The organism is Methylophaga marina (assembly GCF_030296755.1).
Lineage (GTDB): Bacteria > Pseudomonadota > Gammaproteobacteria > Nitrosococcales > Methylophagaceae > Methylophaga > Methylophaga marina.
Genome location: NZ_AP027741.1, coordinates 435,931 through 452,036, shown reverse-complemented (window position 1 = coordinate 452,036; position 16,106 = coordinate 435,931). Strand labels below are relative to the sequence as shown.

14 protein-coding genes are annotated in these 16,106 nt (G+C 45.2%); all 14 read left to right on the top strand.

Translation table 11 applies throughout. The features are described 5' to 3' along the window. The first annotated feature begins 5 nt into the window (after window positions 1–5). The 14 genes from QUE24_RS02210 (at window position 6) to QUE24_RS02150 (ending at window position 16,098) form a co-directional block, all read left to right on the top strand. Window positions 6–896 carry a DUF58 domain-containing protein gene (locus QUE24_RS02210; RefSeq protein ID WP_286305044.1) on the top strand — a complete coding sequence of 297 codons (891 nt, stop codon included), beginning with the start codon at window positions 6–8 and terminating at the stop codon, window positions 894–896. A gap of 11 nt (window positions 897–907) precedes the next feature. After that, window positions 908–1,741 carry a hypothetical protein gene (locus QUE24_RS02205; RefSeq protein ID WP_286305043.1) on the top strand — a complete coding sequence of 278 codons (834 nt, stop codon included), beginning with the start codon at window positions 908–910 and terminating at the stop codon, window positions 1,739–1,741. Further along, window positions 1,738–2,754 (top strand): vWA domain-containing protein, encoded by a 1,017-nt coding sequence (locus tag QUE24_RS02200; RefSeq protein ID WP_286305042.1) that lies wholly within the window; start codon window positions 1,738–1,740, stop codon window positions 2,752–2,754. The genes QUE24_RS02205 and QUE24_RS02200 overlap by 4 nt, the downstream gene beginning before the upstream one ends. Further along, window positions 2,747–3,286 carry an MxaK protein gene (locus QUE24_RS02195; protein WP_286305041.1) on the top strand — a complete coding sequence of 180 codons (540 nt, stop codon included), beginning with the start codon at window positions 2,747–2,749 and terminating at the stop codon, window positions 3,284–3,286. The genes QUE24_RS02200 and QUE24_RS02195 overlap by 8 nt, the downstream gene beginning before the upstream one ends. Then, window positions 3,283–4,218, top strand: coding sequence for a VWA domain-containing protein (locus QUE24_RS02190; protein ID WP_286305040.1), 936 nt, complete (start codon window positions 3,283–3,285; stop codon window positions 4,216–4,218). Before QUE24_RS02195 ends, QUE24_RS02190 begins: the two co-directional genes overlap by 4 nt. Window positions 4,219–4,306: 88 nt before the next feature. Continuing rightward, a complete protein-coding gene (locus QUE24_RS15755; RefSeq protein ID WP_350226600.1) occupies window positions 4,307–4,753 on the top strand; it encodes a vWA domain-containing protein in 447 nt (148 codons plus the stop codon). Continuing rightward, window positions 4,750–5,325, top strand: a complete 576-nt coding sequence (locus QUE24_RS15750) for a vWA domain-containing protein (protein WP_350226599.1) — start codon at window positions 4,750–4,752, stop codon at window positions 5,323–5,325. Before QUE24_RS15755 ends, QUE24_RS15750 begins: the two co-directional genes overlap by 4 nt. Window positions 5,326–5,424: 99 nt before the next feature. Continuing rightward, window positions 5,425–7,032 carry a DNA recombination protein RmuC gene (locus tag QUE24_RS02180; RefSeq protein WP_286305039.1) on the top strand — a complete coding sequence of 536 codons (1,608 nt, stop codon included), beginning with the start codon at window positions 5,425–5,427 and terminating at the stop codon, window positions 7,030–7,032. Further along, entirely contained in the window at window positions 7,029–7,538 is a 510-nt protein-coding gene (locus tag QUE24_RS02175) for a L,D-transpeptidase (RefSeq protein WP_286305038.1), read from the top strand. Before QUE24_RS02180 ends, QUE24_RS02175 begins: the two co-directional genes overlap by 4 nt. 12 nt (window positions 7,539–7,550) lie before the next feature. Beyond that, window positions 7,551–8,600 (top strand): beta-N-acetylhexosaminidase, encoded by a 1,050-nt coding sequence (gene nagZ, locus QUE24_RS02170; RefSeq protein WP_286305037.1) that lies wholly within the window; start codon window positions 7,551–7,553, stop codon window positions 8,598–8,600. After that, the gene (locus QUE24_RS02165; RefSeq protein WP_286305036.1) at window positions 8,597–10,357 is read left to right on the top strand and encodes a mechanosensitive ion channel family protein; all 1,761 of its coding nucleotides are present in this window, start codon (window positions 8,597–8,599) and stop codon (window positions 10,355–10,357) included. The genes nagZ and QUE24_RS02165 overlap by 4 nt, the downstream gene beginning before the upstream one ends. Window positions 10,358–10,388: 31 nt before the next feature. Continuing rightward, window positions 10,389–13,886: a DNA polymerase III subunit alpha gene (gene dnaE / locus QUE24_RS02160; RefSeq protein ID WP_286305035.1), complete on the top strand. Its 3,498-nt coding sequence runs from the start codon at window positions 10,389–10,391 to the stop codon at window positions 13,884–13,886. A gap of 95 nt (window positions 13,887–13,981) precedes the next feature. Next, window positions 13,982–15,082: a PilT/PilU family type 4a pilus ATPase gene (locus QUE24_RS02155; protein ID WP_414673349.1), complete on the top strand. Its 1,101-nt coding sequence runs from the start codon at window positions 13,982–13,984 to the stop codon at window positions 15,080–15,082. 59 nt (window positions 15,083–15,141) lie between these two features. Beyond that, the gene (locus tag QUE24_RS02150; RefSeq protein ID WP_286305034.1) at window positions 15,142–16,098 is read left to right on the top strand and encodes an acetyl-CoA carboxylase carboxyltransferase subunit alpha; all 957 of its coding nucleotides are present in this window, start codon (window positions 15,142–15,144) and stop codon (window positions 16,096–16,098) included. Window positions 16,099–16,106 lie beyond the last annotated feature (8 nt).

Genomic DNA, 16,106 nt, shown 5'->3' with positions numbered 1-16,106 from the left:
TCTGTATGGCTATCAGAAACCTGCCTCAGCAGGAGTTTGTTTATCGTTTTCCCGATAAGGTGTTCAGTCATGTGCCAGGCGCGCATAGCGGTACAGCGTTAGGCAGTGGCGATCGGTTTGCGGGCTTTGCCGATTTGTTTGATTATCCGGACCCTCGTCGTCTGGATATACGTGCCAGTTTGCGTCATCAAGCCGCTGATGTGACCCAGCAAGGACAACAACGCTGGTTGGTAAAACGTTATCAACAACGTTCATCCATCACTTTGTGGTTAATGTCTGATATCAGTCAATCCATGACGGTTTCCAGTGTGAATCATCAACGACTGGCAAAACTGGCTCATATGATCGCACACAGTGCAATTGGTATTGGCGATAAGTTTGCTATGACGGCGTTTGATAGTGAATGGCGCCAAGACATGACGATTATGCCCACCACGCAACGTAGCATGCCGGCATTTGCGGCTGAGCGCCTGATGGATGCGGCTAAACCGAAAGCACCTGGCGCGGCGGGCTTAACACATGCCACCGATCTGATTAACAGTAAACGCGCCATGGTCTTTTTGGCTTCCGATTTTTGTTTTGATCTGAGCTTGTTGGAGCAAAGTTTACGCAAATTGTCGCAATATACGGTCATCCCGATTGTATGGCGGCATGACGATGTCGATCACTTTCCTTCGCATGCGGGATGGGCAGAAACACGTGATGCTGAGACAGGTCAGCGGCACAGCGTCTGGATGCGGCCAAGTATTAAAAAGCGTTGGCAACAACAAATGGACGACCATTTTTCTCAACTCTCAGCGTGTTTTATGCGTTATCGCATAAGACCACTCTATGTTGAGGGCGATGTGACGCCACAACAGTTGACCGAATATTTTTACGCCATGAAAAACTCATAGGAATACAGACAATGCGATTATTTGCTCTGTTTTTATTTACGCTGGTGACAGCAAACGCCTTTGCGGAAGATGTCACTATTCGTTTTGATCGTAGCTGGGGATTACTGGTCGGTGACCAGATCCAGGCAACCATCCATTTACCCGTAGATAGCAGTCAGTTAGAAGCCCACTCACTGCCACAAGTCGAAAAACGTTATGGCCCTTGGCTGCAGTTGTTAAAGCGCCAGTCAGAAGGGACGGTGATGACATTAACGTTTCAGATAATTAATGTGCCAGCACAGACTCGGGAAGTGCAAACACCAGAAATAGAACTTCGCACAGAAGCAGGAGAGTTCTTAACGGTGCCTGCGACTACACTGGAGCTGGGTTCATTTTTATCGAATGCGGATGGTAGTCAATATCAGCCACGTGCCGATGCTGTGTTACCGCCACAAAGTCATCAACAGCTTCTGACTGAGTTGTGGATTGCCATAGCTGTATTGTTAGTTGCTATCTTAATTTGGCTGGCTTGGCACTTTGGTTTACGACCTCGTCATCGTTTGCCATTTGCGACTGCCGTATTTGAGTTAAATAAAATGCGTTTTCTGGGGCGTAAAAATGCCGATGAAGCCAGTCGTCAATTGCACCATGCATTTAATCGCAGCGCAGGTCGTGTGCTTGTTAAAAATGATCTGTCAGTACTGTGGCAGAAATGCCCTTGGTTGGAACCGCTGGCCGACGAGATTGAACACTTTTACCAGCAGTCAGCCAGCCACTTCTTTAGCCGTGAGCCAGTGGAACAAGCACCATTCTCCGCCTCTTTTGAACTGGCAAAAAAATGTCGTGCTAAGGAGAAAATGGCATGATGCTAGCCGGTTTGGAGTGGGATCATGCCTGGCTTTTGTTTTTATTGCCGCTGGCATTATTACCCTGGTTTAACCACAATCTGGATAAAACCGTAGCCTGGGTGAATCTGGTTCCCGTCGATCCTTTATCACGTGTGATTAATCTCACCCTGAAAAGCTTGGCTTCTCTCGTCATAGCTTGCCTTATCCTGGCATTAGCCTCACCCAGTTTACCTGAGCAGAAAAGAGAGCGAATTGGCGAAGGTGCGGAGATCGTTTTGTTATTAGATCGCAGCCGAAGTATGGATGATCCTTTTGCTGTTAAAGCACAAGCTGCAACAGTCAGTGTAGGGGGCGATAATTCAAAACGTAATGTGGCTCGGGAGTATTTAACGGAGTTTGTCAAAAATCGTCCTGATGACCGATTTGGCTTCGTCTTTTTCAGTACTAAAGCTATCAATCTTTTACCGTTGACCTATGACAAAGAAGCTGTTTTAGCAACGATTAATGCTAATGCTCTGGGTAAAGGCTTATCAGACACCAATATGGCTGAGGCATTAATCAGCAGTGCCAAAATGTTTGAAGACCAGCCTTATCGCGGTTCCCGGATTGTCTTGTTGGTGTCTGATGGTGGGCAATTATTAACAGATGAAGCTAAAGAAGAGATTGCCAGCACTTATCGTGAGATGAATCTCACGATTTACTGGATATATCTTAAATCCAGACAGGAAATGACACTCGAAGCCAGCGACAATGACAATTTGTTGTGGGTCGACATTCCTGAACGGAAATTACATACGTTCTTTAAATCGATAGGTGTGCCTTATCGTGCATTTGAAGCTGGCTCATTAGAAAGCTTTGCAGATGCCTTATCTGAAATTGACCGCCAACATTATCAAACACTGATTGTGGAAGAAACACTGCCACACGAACCTAAAGAAGATGTCTTTCTCTGGTTGGCGATGTTAGCCATGTTGTTATTGGCAAGTTCACATTTATATACATGGTGGGGAGTAAAAAAAGCCCATGAATAAGAAATTACAAACACTACGTTTTTCGTTGATTGTATTGATTTTGGCCAGCACCGCTTCGGTTATCTATTTAGCCATGCAACTGTGGCAAGAAATACAGGTTGAGCAATACATTACTTCACCCTCGGCGAGTGATGATGTACCAGACGATGCTCGTGCACATTTTGCTAAAGCGGCTGATTTTGAGAAGCAGGAACAGCATGAATTGGCCTTGGATCAGCTCACCATTGCTTTGGGTAAGGCTTCGGGTGAATTGATGCCTTTGGTTTTTTACAATCGCGGCAATATTAATTTACGCGCAGCGCTGGAAATGACGGAAGCTGATGCCCGTCAGTTACCCTTAATCGAGTTCGCCAAACAGGATTTTCGACGCGCTTTAGCGTTAGATCCCAACCTTTGGGATGCACGCTATAACCTGGAAGTGGCATTGAGAGCGGTACCTGAAGACCCGGCTGTTAACCCTAACTATGAAAAGAATGTGATCAGCAGCCAGCGTTCAATTGAGAGTAAAGCGTTCAAGGTAGATCTTCCATGAGAGTGAGTTACCAAAAACGTATATTGCTAACAGCCATTGTGATGCTGACGGCGTTTATATTTGTTGTGGCTGCTTTATGGTTCCCGCTGGTCAAGCGAGATGTCAAAATCATGGATGCCATCTTTGTCATCGATATCACCGACAGCATGAATGTGAAAGACGCTGAATTAGACGGGGAGAACGTCAGTCGCTTAGCGTGGGCCAAAGAGTTTACGCGCAGAACGTTATTAGAAATGCCATGTGGTGCTCATGCGGGATTGGCTATTTTCAGCGAATCCAGAAGTTTAATTTTGATGAACCCGGTTGAAGTCTGTGGGTCTTATCATGATTTGATACAGATGCTTGAGCAGGTCAATCCTTATATGGCCTGGGCCCGTTCCAGTGAAGTATCAAAAGCGGTCTATACCGCTATTCGTCAGGCTAAAGAGATTGATCCCAGACCGACCATTGTGATGTTGACAGACGGGCATGAATCTCCCCCGATTAATCCCACCTTATTTCCTAAGTTTGCTGGTAAGCCAGGTGAGATTCACGGAATCTTAGTCGGGATTGGTGGTGAGGAGCTTCTTCCTATGCCTAAAACAAATGACAAAGGTGTGATTGAAGGCGTATGGGGAATCAATGAGGTGATGCATGAAGATGTGTTTGCCTCAATGCGAGCTGATAGGGATGTCAATGTGAATAAACCCAGAAGTGAACACCTGTCCTCACAGAAAAAATCTCACTTGGCTACCTTAGCGAATCGGGTAGGATTTGCCTTTGTCTCATCACCAAATGACCCGGTGGATCTAGTCGATACTATCCGAGATGAGTCTAACACTCGTGAGCAAACCATCGATTATGATTTATATGCCTGGTTTGCTGGTGCAGCCTTGTTTTTAATTTTGTTGGTGTTTCTACCCTATAGGTGGTTTGTACGAACAGACGACTAATACATGGAGTAAGTTATGTTTGACAGGGATTGTCATTTTAGTCTGACGATTTTCAGATCTTTTGTATGGCTGCGCCTGGCAGGATGTTATGACTGAGTTCAATTGGGCTCATCCTGTTTTTTTCTACTTTCTCCCCCTGGCCTTGTTACCCTGGCTGTTTCTGAACACGACTAAAACGGTTGTTTGGCAAGGGTTTATTCCTAGAGACTCATTGTCTTTAATACTGTCATGGCTTAGCAAATTGTCAGCATCCGTTGCTATTATTTTTCTACTTCTGGCTCTGGCGAACCCTTACATTCCTGAACAAGTGGTTGAACGCACTCGCCAAGGAGCGGAGTTTGTCATTCTGTTAGACCGTAGCCGCAGTATGGATGATCAATTTGCTAGGCCGCCATGGAATACCCTTCGAAGGGACACTGTGATTAGTAGAAGCAAACGCGAAGTTTCAAGGGATTATCTTGCTGAGTTTGTGAAGCGCCGTCCAGATGACCGTTTTGGTTATGTTTTTTTAGCACCAAATCAACTGAAATATTGAAGCTTACCTACAACAAAGAAGTCGTTCTGGCGACGATCAATGCCGGTGGACTCGGTAAAGGTTTATCTCAAACGGATATTTTCAAAGCGCTGAGTTTGGCTGTGAATATGTACAAAGATGAGCCTTACCGTGGATCACGAAATATTTTACTCATTTCCGATGGTGGCCAAGTTTTTTCTGCCGAGCAGACAGCATACCTGCACCATGTTTTTAAAAAGATGCGTCTGAATTTATATTGGATTTACCTACGATCAATGAAAGGCATGACGTTGGACGCCAGCGATAATGACAGTCTGCTCTGGATTGATATGCCAGAACGGAAATTGCACAAAGCCTTTAAAAAACTGGGCGTACCTTACCAGGCTTTTGAAGCAGGCTCACTGGATGAGTTTTCTAAAGCCATTGATGAAATCCACAAACAGCAATCACAGCCTCTAATTGTGGAAGAGCGGGTACCGAAGCAATCTCAGCATGATCTTTTTTTGTCGATAGCGTTACTCGCTTTTTTACCATTGGTACTAAGCCGATGGTTAACTGTGCTGGGCGTGTATCAAGCGACACATAAACCCTAGCGAATATCGCAATTATTATCTGGCTTTGTTATCTTGTAGAGCTTGTTCAGCCTGCACGTATCAGGCTGATAGCACCATCTCTATATTGCAGGAATCACTATGTTAGAAAGTCTGTCGCCTGATCAACTTATTGGTTTACTGGCAATTGTTGCTGTGGTTTCTGCTGCATTGGCTTATTTAGTATTTGCTTTACGTCATAGCCGCAAAACAGCCGAACTACAAAACCACATACACGCCTTAGAGCTCAGTCAGAGTGGACAAGAACAACAACTGCAAGCGGCATTGGCTACTGAGTCACGATTAACGACTGCTTTGGATGAACAGAAGCAACAGATTCTTCAACTCAATCAAACATTGGAACAGACAAAACAGCAGTTACATCAGGCTGAAAAACAATCGGAAACAGCACAGGCTAATTACCAGTCTTTACAACAGCAATTCACGGATAAAAAAGCTGAGCTGCAACAGCAAATAGAGGCGTTTCAGGACTTACAGCAAGCTTATCAGTCACTCTCCAATCAACATACCGAGTTAAAAACGACTTTAGAGAGAAGGGAAGAACATTTCAAAGAGCAAATGGCGCAGCTGGCAGATACCAAACAATCAATGACTAAAGAGTTTGAGAATCTGGCAAACAAGATTTTTGAAGAAAAAGGCAAAACATTCACCGATACCAGTAAGTCGAGCATTGATGTGCTCTTGAAACCTTTTCGTGAGCAGATTGAAGGGTTCCAGAAACGGATTAACGAAGTGCATGATGCGTCAATCAAGGGCAATACTAATCTGAATGCTGAAATTAAAAAAGTATTGGATATTGGCCTGAAAATGAGTGAAGACGCCCATAACCTGACTTCCGCTTTAAAAGGCGACTCTCAGCAACGTGGTGCCTGGGGTGAAGCACAACTAAGACGGACTCTGGAAATGAGCGGCTTAATTGAAGATGCCCATTTTGAAGTACAGACAGCATTTAAAGATGCTGAAGGCAAACAGAAACAAACGGATTATTTGATTAAACTGCCAGATAATAAACACATCATTATTGATAGTAAGGTCTCCCTTAACGCTTATGACCGTGCGGTGTCATCAGATACACCAGAATCATACAGCTTGGCGATGGCGGATCATGTCAGAGCGGTGCGTAAACATATTGATGATTTGGCTTCAAAGGATTACACCAATGTGGTCGGCATGCGAAGTCCCAGCTTTGTGTTGATGTTTATGCCAATTGAGCCTGCGTATATTGAGGCATTAAAAAATAACAAGGATTTGTTTGAGTATGGCTATAAAAAAAGCATTGTACTGGTGTCTCACACTACATTAATACCGATTCTCAGAACGGTATCTAATCTGTGGATGATGGAACGTAGTAATGCTGAAGCACGGGAAATCAGCGAAAAAGCAGGCGATATTTACAATCAGGTAGCGATTGTCGCTGAACGATTACAAAAATTGGGCAATACTTTGGGCACAGTTAGTAATCAATATAATCAGGTCATCAAAGGTGTGGCAGGGAAGCAGGGCTTATACGGCAAAGTGGATCGCTTTGGTCAGTTATCAACGAAAGTCAGCAAATCATTGCCGCAATTGGAAACGATTGAACGTGATTACGAAACTGAACCGCTGACCATGATTGTTGAAGCCATAGAGGAAGAAGATGATCCCCAGTTGTTATCGCATAATGAACAGTCAGTCTCTGCCAAAGAATGATGAACTCTGATGTGATTAAAGATAATGAAGCCTGGCTGGATATATCACTGACACAGCAACATTGCTGGCTGCGTCAGGCTGATAAAGTCTTGTTTGATGCGCCTGTTTCTACAGCGCTAAATGGTCCCGGTGAGCAGAATGGCAGTGGTTGTACACCGCGTGGCTGGCATCTGATCCGTGCAAAAATTGGCCATAATCAGCCCATCAATAGTGTTTTTGTCGGGCGTCGTCCTACGGCTGAAATTTTCAATGCAGCCTTAAAAGCGCAATTTCCCAATCGTGACTGGATCCTGACTCGAATTCTTTGGCTCAGCGGCATGGAAGTCGGTAAAAACCGACTGGGAAATGTTGATACAATGCGCCGTTATATTTATATCCATGGTTGTCCTGATGAGTTACCGATGGGGGAGGCGCTCTCTCATGGGTGTGTGCGTATGCGTAATCAGGACGTAGTGACGTTGTTTGAACAGGTTCACCCTGGTCTTAAAGTCTGGATCCACGAATAAGGTTAAATCACTATGGCATTAGGCCCCTTGATGGTCGATTTGCTCGGCACTGAACTGAGCGAAACAGAAAAAGAAATGCTTAAACATCCCCTGGTCGGCGGGGTAATTTTATTTAGTCGTAATTTTGAGTCAGTCGAGCAAATTACCCGTTTATGTGACGACATCCATCAGCTGAGACAACCGCATCTGCTGATTTCTGTCGACCACGAAGGCGGTCGTGTCCAGCGTTTCAGAAAGGGCTTTAGTCGTTTACCACCTGTGGCTGCCATAGGTAAGGAATATCATCAGCATCCAAAATTGACGCTGGAAAGAGCAGAGCAAACCGGCTGGTTAATGGCTGCAGAATTAAGATCGGTTGGTGTTGATTTCAGTTTTGCACCTGTACTGGACTTAGATTATGGCGTTAGTCAGGTGATTGGCGATCGTGCCTTTCATCGTGATCCGTTAGCGGTAACGGACATCGCTCGTGCTTATATTCAGGGTATGAAACGCGTCTGGATGTCGGCGGTAGGAAAACATTTTCCAGGTCATGGCGCAGTAGAAGTCGACTCACATCTTGGCTTGCCTGTTGATAGCCGTCATCTGGAAGATATGCTGCAGGCCGATATGTTGCCATTTACCCGTTTATGTCAAACTGAGCTGGCAGGCATTATGCCTGCACATATTGTTTACGAAAATAATGACAAACTACCGGCCTGTTTTTCACCGTTTTGGTTGCAGGACATGCTACGCGGTAAACTACAGTTTCAGGGTGCCATTTTGAGCGATGACCTGAGCATGGAAGGGGCTGCTATTATGGGAGGCCCTCTGGAAAGAGCCGAAGCAGCGTTATCTGCCGGCTGTGATATGGTGCTGGTATGCAATAATCCCGGTAGTGTTGAGCAGGTAATTGATGGCCTGAAAGTCGCGACTGATCCGTTGAGAAACGCACGTTTGATGCGCCTGCATGGTCGGCATTCGACGCCTCGTCATGAATTACAACAAAGTGCCGAATGGAAACAGGCTGTGCAAACCGTGATGGATTACGCACCTGATCCTGAGATGGAGTTAAATCTCACATGATAACGAGGTCGTTGTTTTTCTTTTTGATGATATGGAGCTTGTCAGTCCATGCCGGCGGCGGAATTAATCCTGCCGCTATTGTCGGCATGCAGAGTTCATCGAGCCAGGAAAAATCTGTTGATGTTACGGTTGAGAAGCTTAATCTGACTCAGCCCCGAATCACGGTAAAACACTTCATCAAAGCGATGGATAAAGTGGCTGAAGGGGATAATAGTGCTATAGAACACGCTGTTTCGACCTTTGATTTATCCAGTGTCAGTCCGCTTATACGAACGGAGCGTGGTCGCGAAACGGCACGCCTGCTATATAACATTATTCAGATCGCTAAGACGCCAAAAGTCAGTGAGATTCCTGAAAATCCGAAAGGCAAGCAATATACCTATCTAAGAACAGATAATGGCAATATTGTGCTTAAGCTTGATGAGCAAGGTGATTGGTTATTCAGTCCAGAATCTATTGAAGCCATCCCTGATATTTTCAACGAACTCAGTCACAACAAAGAGCTGGTTGAAAAGTCTTCAGCAAAAGTGTCATTACCCGTCAGTGTCAGATTACGATCAGATATACCGGAATTTCTGAGGACTGGTTTCTTATTAGAATATTGGCAATGGATTGGCTTATTTCTGATTATTGTTATCGGATCTATTGCAGACAAATCTCTGGCATTTTTATTAAAACTGCATATCAAACGCCGTAAACAGAAACATGCCTTATACACAGAATTAGATGATGATGTACTGCGTCCCCTAGGTTTAATGGCCATGGCTCTGATGTGGTGGTCAGGTCTGAATTTACTGGGTTTACCTGATACGGCACTGTTGATTTTGCTGGTGGCGGTGAAACTGTTAGTGTCAATCTCAGGCATTTGGAGTGCATTCAGACTTGTCGATATTTTTAATGCCTATTGGACGGCTCGCGTCAGTAGAACGCAGACCAAGTACGATGACTTATTAGTGCCCATGATCACGAAGAGTATGAAAGTATTTGTGGTCGTGATGGGAATCGTATTTGCCGCCGATAATCTGAATATTGATGTCACTAGTTTATTAGCGGGTCTCGGTCTCGGTGGTTTAGCATTTGCATTGGCCGCTAAAGATTTATTGGGTAATTTCTTTGGTTCCTTAACTGTGCTGATGGATCGTCCCTTTCATATCGGTGACTGGGTTGTCATTGGTGATATCGAAGGAATGGTGGAGGAAGTTGGTTTTCGTAGTACACGAATCCGTACTTTTTATAACTCATTAGTCACCATGCCTAATTCCATATTAACCACCACCAAAATTGATAATATGGGCGCGCGTCGTTATCGTCGTATGCTGACAAAATTAGCGGTCACCTACGATACGCCACCAGAAAAAATTGAAGGTTTTTGTGAGGGTATTCGGCGTATTATTCAGTTGCATCCCTACATGCGTAAAGACCTCTACCAAGTCTACTTTAACGATTATGGTGCCGCTTCATTAGATATTCTCTTGTATGTGTTTTGGGCGACACCGGACTGGAACACCGAGCTTCGAGAACGCCATCGTTTTTTACTGGATGTTCTGAGATTGGCACATCAAATGGAAATCGAGTTTGCGTTCCCAACCCAAACGCTTTATCTAAAACGAGGTCAGAATGGGGTACCAAAAGCGTCACCTTATTCCCCTGCGATGAGTCAGGAAGAAGCCTTTGCCAAAGCCCATGCAGAAGCTGAGTCGATTGTAGGGCAGACACTGGGCGATAGAATTCCAGGCCCTGTTGAGTTTCCTCGCTAAATTAATCACAGAAAATAGGTTTAATACATTAATGCCAAAATCGTTTGTCCATCTTCATTTGCATACTGATTATTCTCTGGTTGATGGTTTAGTCAGAGTCAAACCCTTGGTCAAGCAAGTGGCCGATGCAGGCATGCCTGCTATTGCGATCACCGATCATCATAATTTATTCGCGGCAGTGAAATTATTTAATGCGGCGATGCAGGCTGGTGTGAAACCGATATTAGGTGCCGATCTGCGTTTGCGTGATCCGAATGACGCCAAGCAAAGCACGCGGTTTGTGTTGCTGTGTATGAACCTGGATGGGTTTCACAATCTGTCACGCCTGTTATCAAAAGCCTATATGGAAGGCCAGCACCTCGGTGTACCGATGCTGGAAGCTGAGTGGTTGCAAGGCCAAACTGATGGACTGATTTGTTTATCTGGCGGTCGTGAAGGTATTTTGGGTAAAGCCTTACTCAATCATCAGAAAGATGAAATTGAGCAGCAGCTTAACTTCTGGCAGACATTGTTTCCTGACCGTTTATACATGGAGTTGATTCGTACCGGACGAGAAGATGAAGAGCGGTTTATCCGGGCAGCTACAGCTTTAGCAGCAGAAAAAGACTTACCGGTGGTCGCGACCAACGATGTGCGTTTCTTAACCCCTGATCAATTTGAAGCGCATGAAGCCAAAGTCTGCATCCATGAGGGCCGTCAGCTGGATGATCCACGGCGTCCACGGAATTACTCGGAGCATCAATATCTTCGAAGCGCTGAAGAGATGACCGCCTTATTTGAAGACATTCCTGAAGCGATAGAAAATACGGTTGAAATTGCCAAGCGTTGTAATCTGCAACTGACACTGGGTGAGCATTATCTGCCTGACTTCCCAGTACCAGAGGGCATGACCATTGAGCAGTTTTTCAGTGAAGAGTCTTTCAAAGGCCTTGCTGAACGCTTAGAAGTGTTGTTCCCAGACGAAGCTGATAGAGAAGCGAATAAAGCACGCTATGAAGAGCGTTTGCAGATTGAGCTGGATGTTATCAACCAAATGGGCTTCCCAGGCTACTTCTTGATCGTTGCTGACTTCATCCAGTGGGCGAAGAATAATGATGTGCCGGTTGGGCCAGGACGGGGTTCGGGTGCAGGTTCTCTGGTGGCTTATGCCTTAAAAATCACCGACCTTGATCCCTTGCAATATGACTTGCTGTTTGAACGTTTTCTTAACCCTGAGCGTGTTTCTTTGCCCGACTTTGACGTCGACTTTTGTATGGATGGTCGTGACCGGGTTATTGAATATGTGTCACAACATTATGGTCGGGATCACGTATCACAGATTATTACCTTCGGGACCATGGCAGCCAAAGCGGTATTGCGTGATGTCGGCCGTGTATTAGGTCATCCCTATGGCTTTGTTGATCAGCTCGCAAAATTAGTCCCGTTTGAATTAAAGATGACACTCAGCAAAGCGATGGAGCAAGAGCCATTGCTGAAAGAGCGTTATGACAATGAGGAAGAAGTCAAAACCCTGATTGACCTCGCTTTACAGCTGGAGGGCTTAACCAGAAACGTCGGTAAACATGCCGGTGGTGTTGTTATCGCGCCAAAAGTATTGACCGAGTACACGCCAATTTATAGTGAGCACAATGGTGCTGGTCTTGTCTCTCAGTTTGATAAAGATGATGTGGAGAGTGTCGGTCTGGTGAAGTTTGACTTTCTGGGCCTAAAAACGCTGACAGTGATTGACTGGGCAATGAAAAACGTCCGCACGCTGCTACCTAAAGAAGACGCCGATAAAATCGATATTGCCAATCTACCATTGGACGATAAACCAACCTACGCTTTATTGAAGCGTTGTGAAACAACTGCCGTATTCCAGCTTGAATCGCGTGGGATGAAAGAGCTGGTTAAACGCTTACAACCTGATAATTTTGAGGATATCGTGGCCTTGGTTGCGTTATTCCGTCCTGGTCCATTGCAATCGGGCATGGTAGATGACTTTGTTAACCGTAAACATGGTCGGGCAAAAGTTGATTACCCTCATCCCGATCTTGAGCCTGTATTGAAGCCAACCTATGGAGTCATTGTCTATCAGGAACAGGTTATGCAAATCGCCCAGATCCTGGCGAACTATAGCCTGGGTGGCGCCGATATGTTGCGCCGTGCAATGGGTAAGAAAAAACCGGAAGAAATGGCCAAACAACGTTTATTGTTCCTCGAAGGGGCAGCTAAACGGGGCATTGAGGAAAAAGAAGCCGGACCGATTTTCGACTTGATGGAAAAATTCGCTGAGTATGGTTTTAACAAATCTCACTCGGCGGCTTATGCCTTAGTCGCTTATCAAACCGCCTGGTTAAAAGCCCATTATCCTGCCGCGTTTATGGCAGCCGTGTTATCTGCGGATATGGATAATACGGATAAAGTCGTTGGCTTGATTGATGAGTGTCGTGATATGAAACTGAAGGTGCTACCACCTGATGTGAATCACAGCAAAATCAAATTCACCGTGGAAGATGAAAGAACGATTCGTTATGGCTTAGGCGCAATTAAAGGCGTGGGTGAGTCTGCCCTGGCCGGTATTGTGTCTGAGCGTGAACAGGGCGAAACCTTCAGTTCTTTGTATGATTTTTGTCGCCGGGTTGATATGCGTAAGATTAACCGTCGGGTGATGGAGTCGCTTGTGAAAGCGGGTGCCATGGACTCTCTCGGTGGACACCGCGCCAGTATTGAGGCCAGCCTGACAAAAGCGATGCAGATCGCCGATCAACATCGGCGTAATAAAGACAGTGGTCAGAATGATCTGTTTGGACTCAGTCCGGAAGTTGATAGCGGTCAGGATGAGCCTCTGGAACAGGCCGCGGAGTGGGCAGAAGAACATTTATTACAGGCTGAAAAAGACACCCTGGGTTTATACCTGAGTGGTCATCCGATTGATCGTTATCAAAAAGAATTGGCTGAATTTATCCCCAAACGTATCAATGAACTGGATGCGCCTGAATCCAAAGGGTATCAGCGTAATGAAAAACCAGTGTTAACTGCTGGCTTGGTGGTGGCGATTCGCACCATGAAGTCAAAAAATGGCGGCCGTATGGCTTTTATCACATTGGATGATCAGAGTGGTCGTCTGGAAGTGCGAGTGTTTGCCGATGTTTATGACCAATATCAGAGCTTTATTCAGCCTGACAAGCTGGTAGTGATTCAAGGCAAAATCGGACAGGACAACTTCACTGGGGGCCTAGCCGCGACAGCAGAAAAAGTGTTTGATATCACTGGAGCGCGCGAAGCGTTTGGTCATTCTCTCCAGATTAATATTGATAATAAAGACAAGGTCAGTCAGTGGATAGAACAAATGAAAAATACGCTGACGCCTTTCAAGGGTGGTGCTTTATCACTGGAGTTGTTATATCAGAACGAACAGGCAAGCACGGTAATTATGTTAGGTGATGACTGGCAGGTTACCCCCAGCGATACTTTGATGAGTCAGTTAGCTATGTTGCCGGAAAGTCAAAACGTCACCGTTCGATACCGTGCTACGATGACAAATTGAGCACTCGAAAAGCGTGAAACGCATAATAGTATGCACATTCGCATTGTTGTAGGATAAACACACTATCTGAGCATTGTTGCAAGAGGACCCGCAAAGTGGATATGACACCTTATTTCAGACTGATGGCAGACAAGGATGCCTCAGATATGTTTTTCTGCACTGGCACTGAACCCCATATCAAAATTCAGGGCGTCATCAGACCGGTTGGCACCCAGAAATTAGCGCCCGGTGATGTGAAAGAAATGGCTTATTCGATGATGACGGATGAGCAGGCAAAGGAATTTGAAAGCACACTTGAGATGAACTTTGCTGTTCCTCTGAAAGGCGTGGGGCGTTTCCGGGTCAATATTTTCCGTCAGCGTGGCGAGTGTTCTATCGTGATTCGTTATATCAGAACCTCCATTCCAACCTTTGAACAAATTGGTTTGCCTGATGTGCTCGGTGATGTGGTCATGGAAAAACGTGGACTGATTCTAGTGGTGGGGGCAACAGGTTCAGGTAAGTCAACCACACTGGCATCGATGATAGGTCATCGCAATCGTAATTCCAGTTCACATATTCTGACAATTGAAGACCCGCTTGAGTTTGTACACAAACATGAACGTTCAATCGTGCAACAGCGTGAAGTTGGTATTGATACTTTATCTTATGAAAACGCCTTAAAAAATGCCTTGCGTGAAGCGCCCGACGTCATTCTTATTGGTGAAATCCGTGATATGGAAACAATGAAACACGCGATTAACTATGCTGAAACGGGTCATCTCTGTCTGGCGACATTGCACGCTAATAACGCCAATCAGGCACTCGATAGAATTATTAACTTTTTCCCTGAAATTTTGCACCGACAGCTATTAATGGATTTATCGCTTAATTTGCGAGCCATTATTTCTCAACGATTATTGCCAACCAAGGATGCAGGGCGTGTACCTGCCGTTGAGGTCATGCTGAATTCTCCATATATCTCAGATTTGATCAATAAAGGAGAAATTGGCAGTATCAAAGATGCCATGCGTGACAGTAATGAAAAAGGTACCATTACATTTGATCAGGCGCTGCTCGGTCTGTATCGCAGTGGTAAGATCACAGAAGAAGACGCATTAATGAATGCCGATTCGCGTAATGATTTGAGTCTGGCTATTCGTCTTGGTGATGACAGTGCCGGATCAGACACACCAGATGAATTAATTCTCAGCTAAGTGTCTCACTGGCTTAATGTGTATAATCCACCCATTTTTGAATATCTAAGGTAATCCTGATGCAGTTAAATTTCCTTGACTACGAACAACCCATCGCTGAGCTGGAAGCGAAAATTGATGAGTTGCGCTACATGAGTAATGACAGTGATTTAAATATCACTGAAGAGATTCAAAAGTTAAAGGAAAAAAGTGAAAGTCTGACAAAATCGATTTTCGCCTCATTAACGCCCTGGCAAATCACACAAATGGCGCGTCATCCACAACGTCCATACACCCTTGATTACATTAAATTACTTCTGACAGACTTCGAAGAACTGCATGGTGATCGCACTTATGCTGATGATGCTGCTTTGGTCGCCGGGATCGGTCGTTTAAATGGTCGTCCTGTTGTGGCGATTGGCCATCAAAAAGGGCGTGACACCAAAGAGAAAGTCGCCAGAAACTTTGGTATGCCAAGACCAGAAGGTTATCGTAAAGCATTGCGTGTGATGAAAATGGCAGAACGCTTTGGCATGCCTGTGATTACCTTCATTGACACGCCTGGCGCTTATCCTGGCATCGGTGCGGAAGAACGTGGTCAAAGTGAAGCGATTGCCCGTAATCTGTTTGAAATGGCGCAATTAAAAACGCCCATTATCAGTACAGTCATTGGTGAAGGTGGTTCTGGTGGCGCATTAGCTGTAGGTGTTGCTGATCATCTGATGATGCTTGAATACGGTATTTACTCGGTGATTTCCCCAGAAGGTTGTGCCTCTATTTTATGGAAGAGTGCCGAAAAAGCCTCAGATGCCGCAGCCACATTAGGTGTGACCTCTTCACGACTGAAAGAACTGAAACTGATCGACGAAGTTGTTGCTGAGCCTTTAGGCGGTGCCCACCGTAACGTGCCTGAAATGGCAAAACGCGTCAAACAAGCCATTGAAAATAAAATGAAAGAGTTAGAAAAACTCCCTGCTGATAAATTAATCAAACGCCGTCAGGAAAAACTGCTGAATTACGGCGCTTTTGAGGGATAAAAAACGGG

Excerpts from the sequence above, each read along its gene's own strand:
- QUE24_RS02210 (WP_286305044.1), top strand. The coding sequence starts at position 6 with ATGGCTATCAGAAACCTGCCTCAGCAGGAGTTTGTTTATCGTTTTCCC.
- QUE24_RS02205 (WP_286305043.1), top strand. The coding sequence starts at position 908 with ATGCGATTATTTGCTCTGTTTTTATTTACGCTGGTGACAGCAAACGCC.
- QUE24_RS02200 (WP_286305042.1), top strand. The coding sequence starts at position 1,738 with ATGATGCTAGCCGGTTTGGAGTGGGATCATGCCTGGCTTTTGTTTTTA.
- QUE24_RS02195 (WP_286305041.1), top strand. The coding sequence starts at position 2,747 with ATGAATAAGAAATTACAAACACTACGTTTTTCGTTGATTGTATTGATT.
- QUE24_RS02190 (WP_286305040.1), top strand. The coding sequence starts at position 3,283 with ATGAGAGTGAGTTACCAAAAACGTATATTGCTAACAGCCATTGTGATG.
- QUE24_RS15755 (WP_350226600.1), top strand. The coding sequence starts at position 4,307 with ATGACTGAGTTCAATTGGGCTCATCCTGTTTTTTTCTACTTTCTCCCC.
- QUE24_RS02180 (WP_286305039.1), top strand. The coding sequence starts at position 5,425 with ATGTTAGAAAGTCTGTCGCCTGATCAACTTATTGGTTTACTGGCAATT.
- QUE24_RS02175 (WP_286305038.1), top strand. The coding sequence starts at position 7,029 with ATGATGAACTCTGATGTGATTAAAGATAATGAAGCCTGGCTGGATATA.
- nagZ (WP_286305037.1), top strand. The coding sequence starts at position 7,551 with ATGGCATTAGGCCCCTTGATGGTCGATTTGCTCGGCACTGAACTGAGC.
- QUE24_RS02165 (WP_286305036.1), top strand. The coding sequence starts at position 8,597 with ATGATAACGAGGTCGTTGTTTTTCTTTTTGATGATATGGAGCTTGTCA.
- dnaE (WP_286305035.1), top strand. The coding sequence starts at position 10,389 with ATGCCAAAATCGTTTGTCCATCTTCATTTGCATACTGATTATTCTCTG.
- QUE24_RS02150 (WP_286305034.1), top strand. The coding sequence starts at position 15,142 with ATGCAGTTAAATTTCCTTGACTACGAACAACCCATCGCTGAGCTGGAA.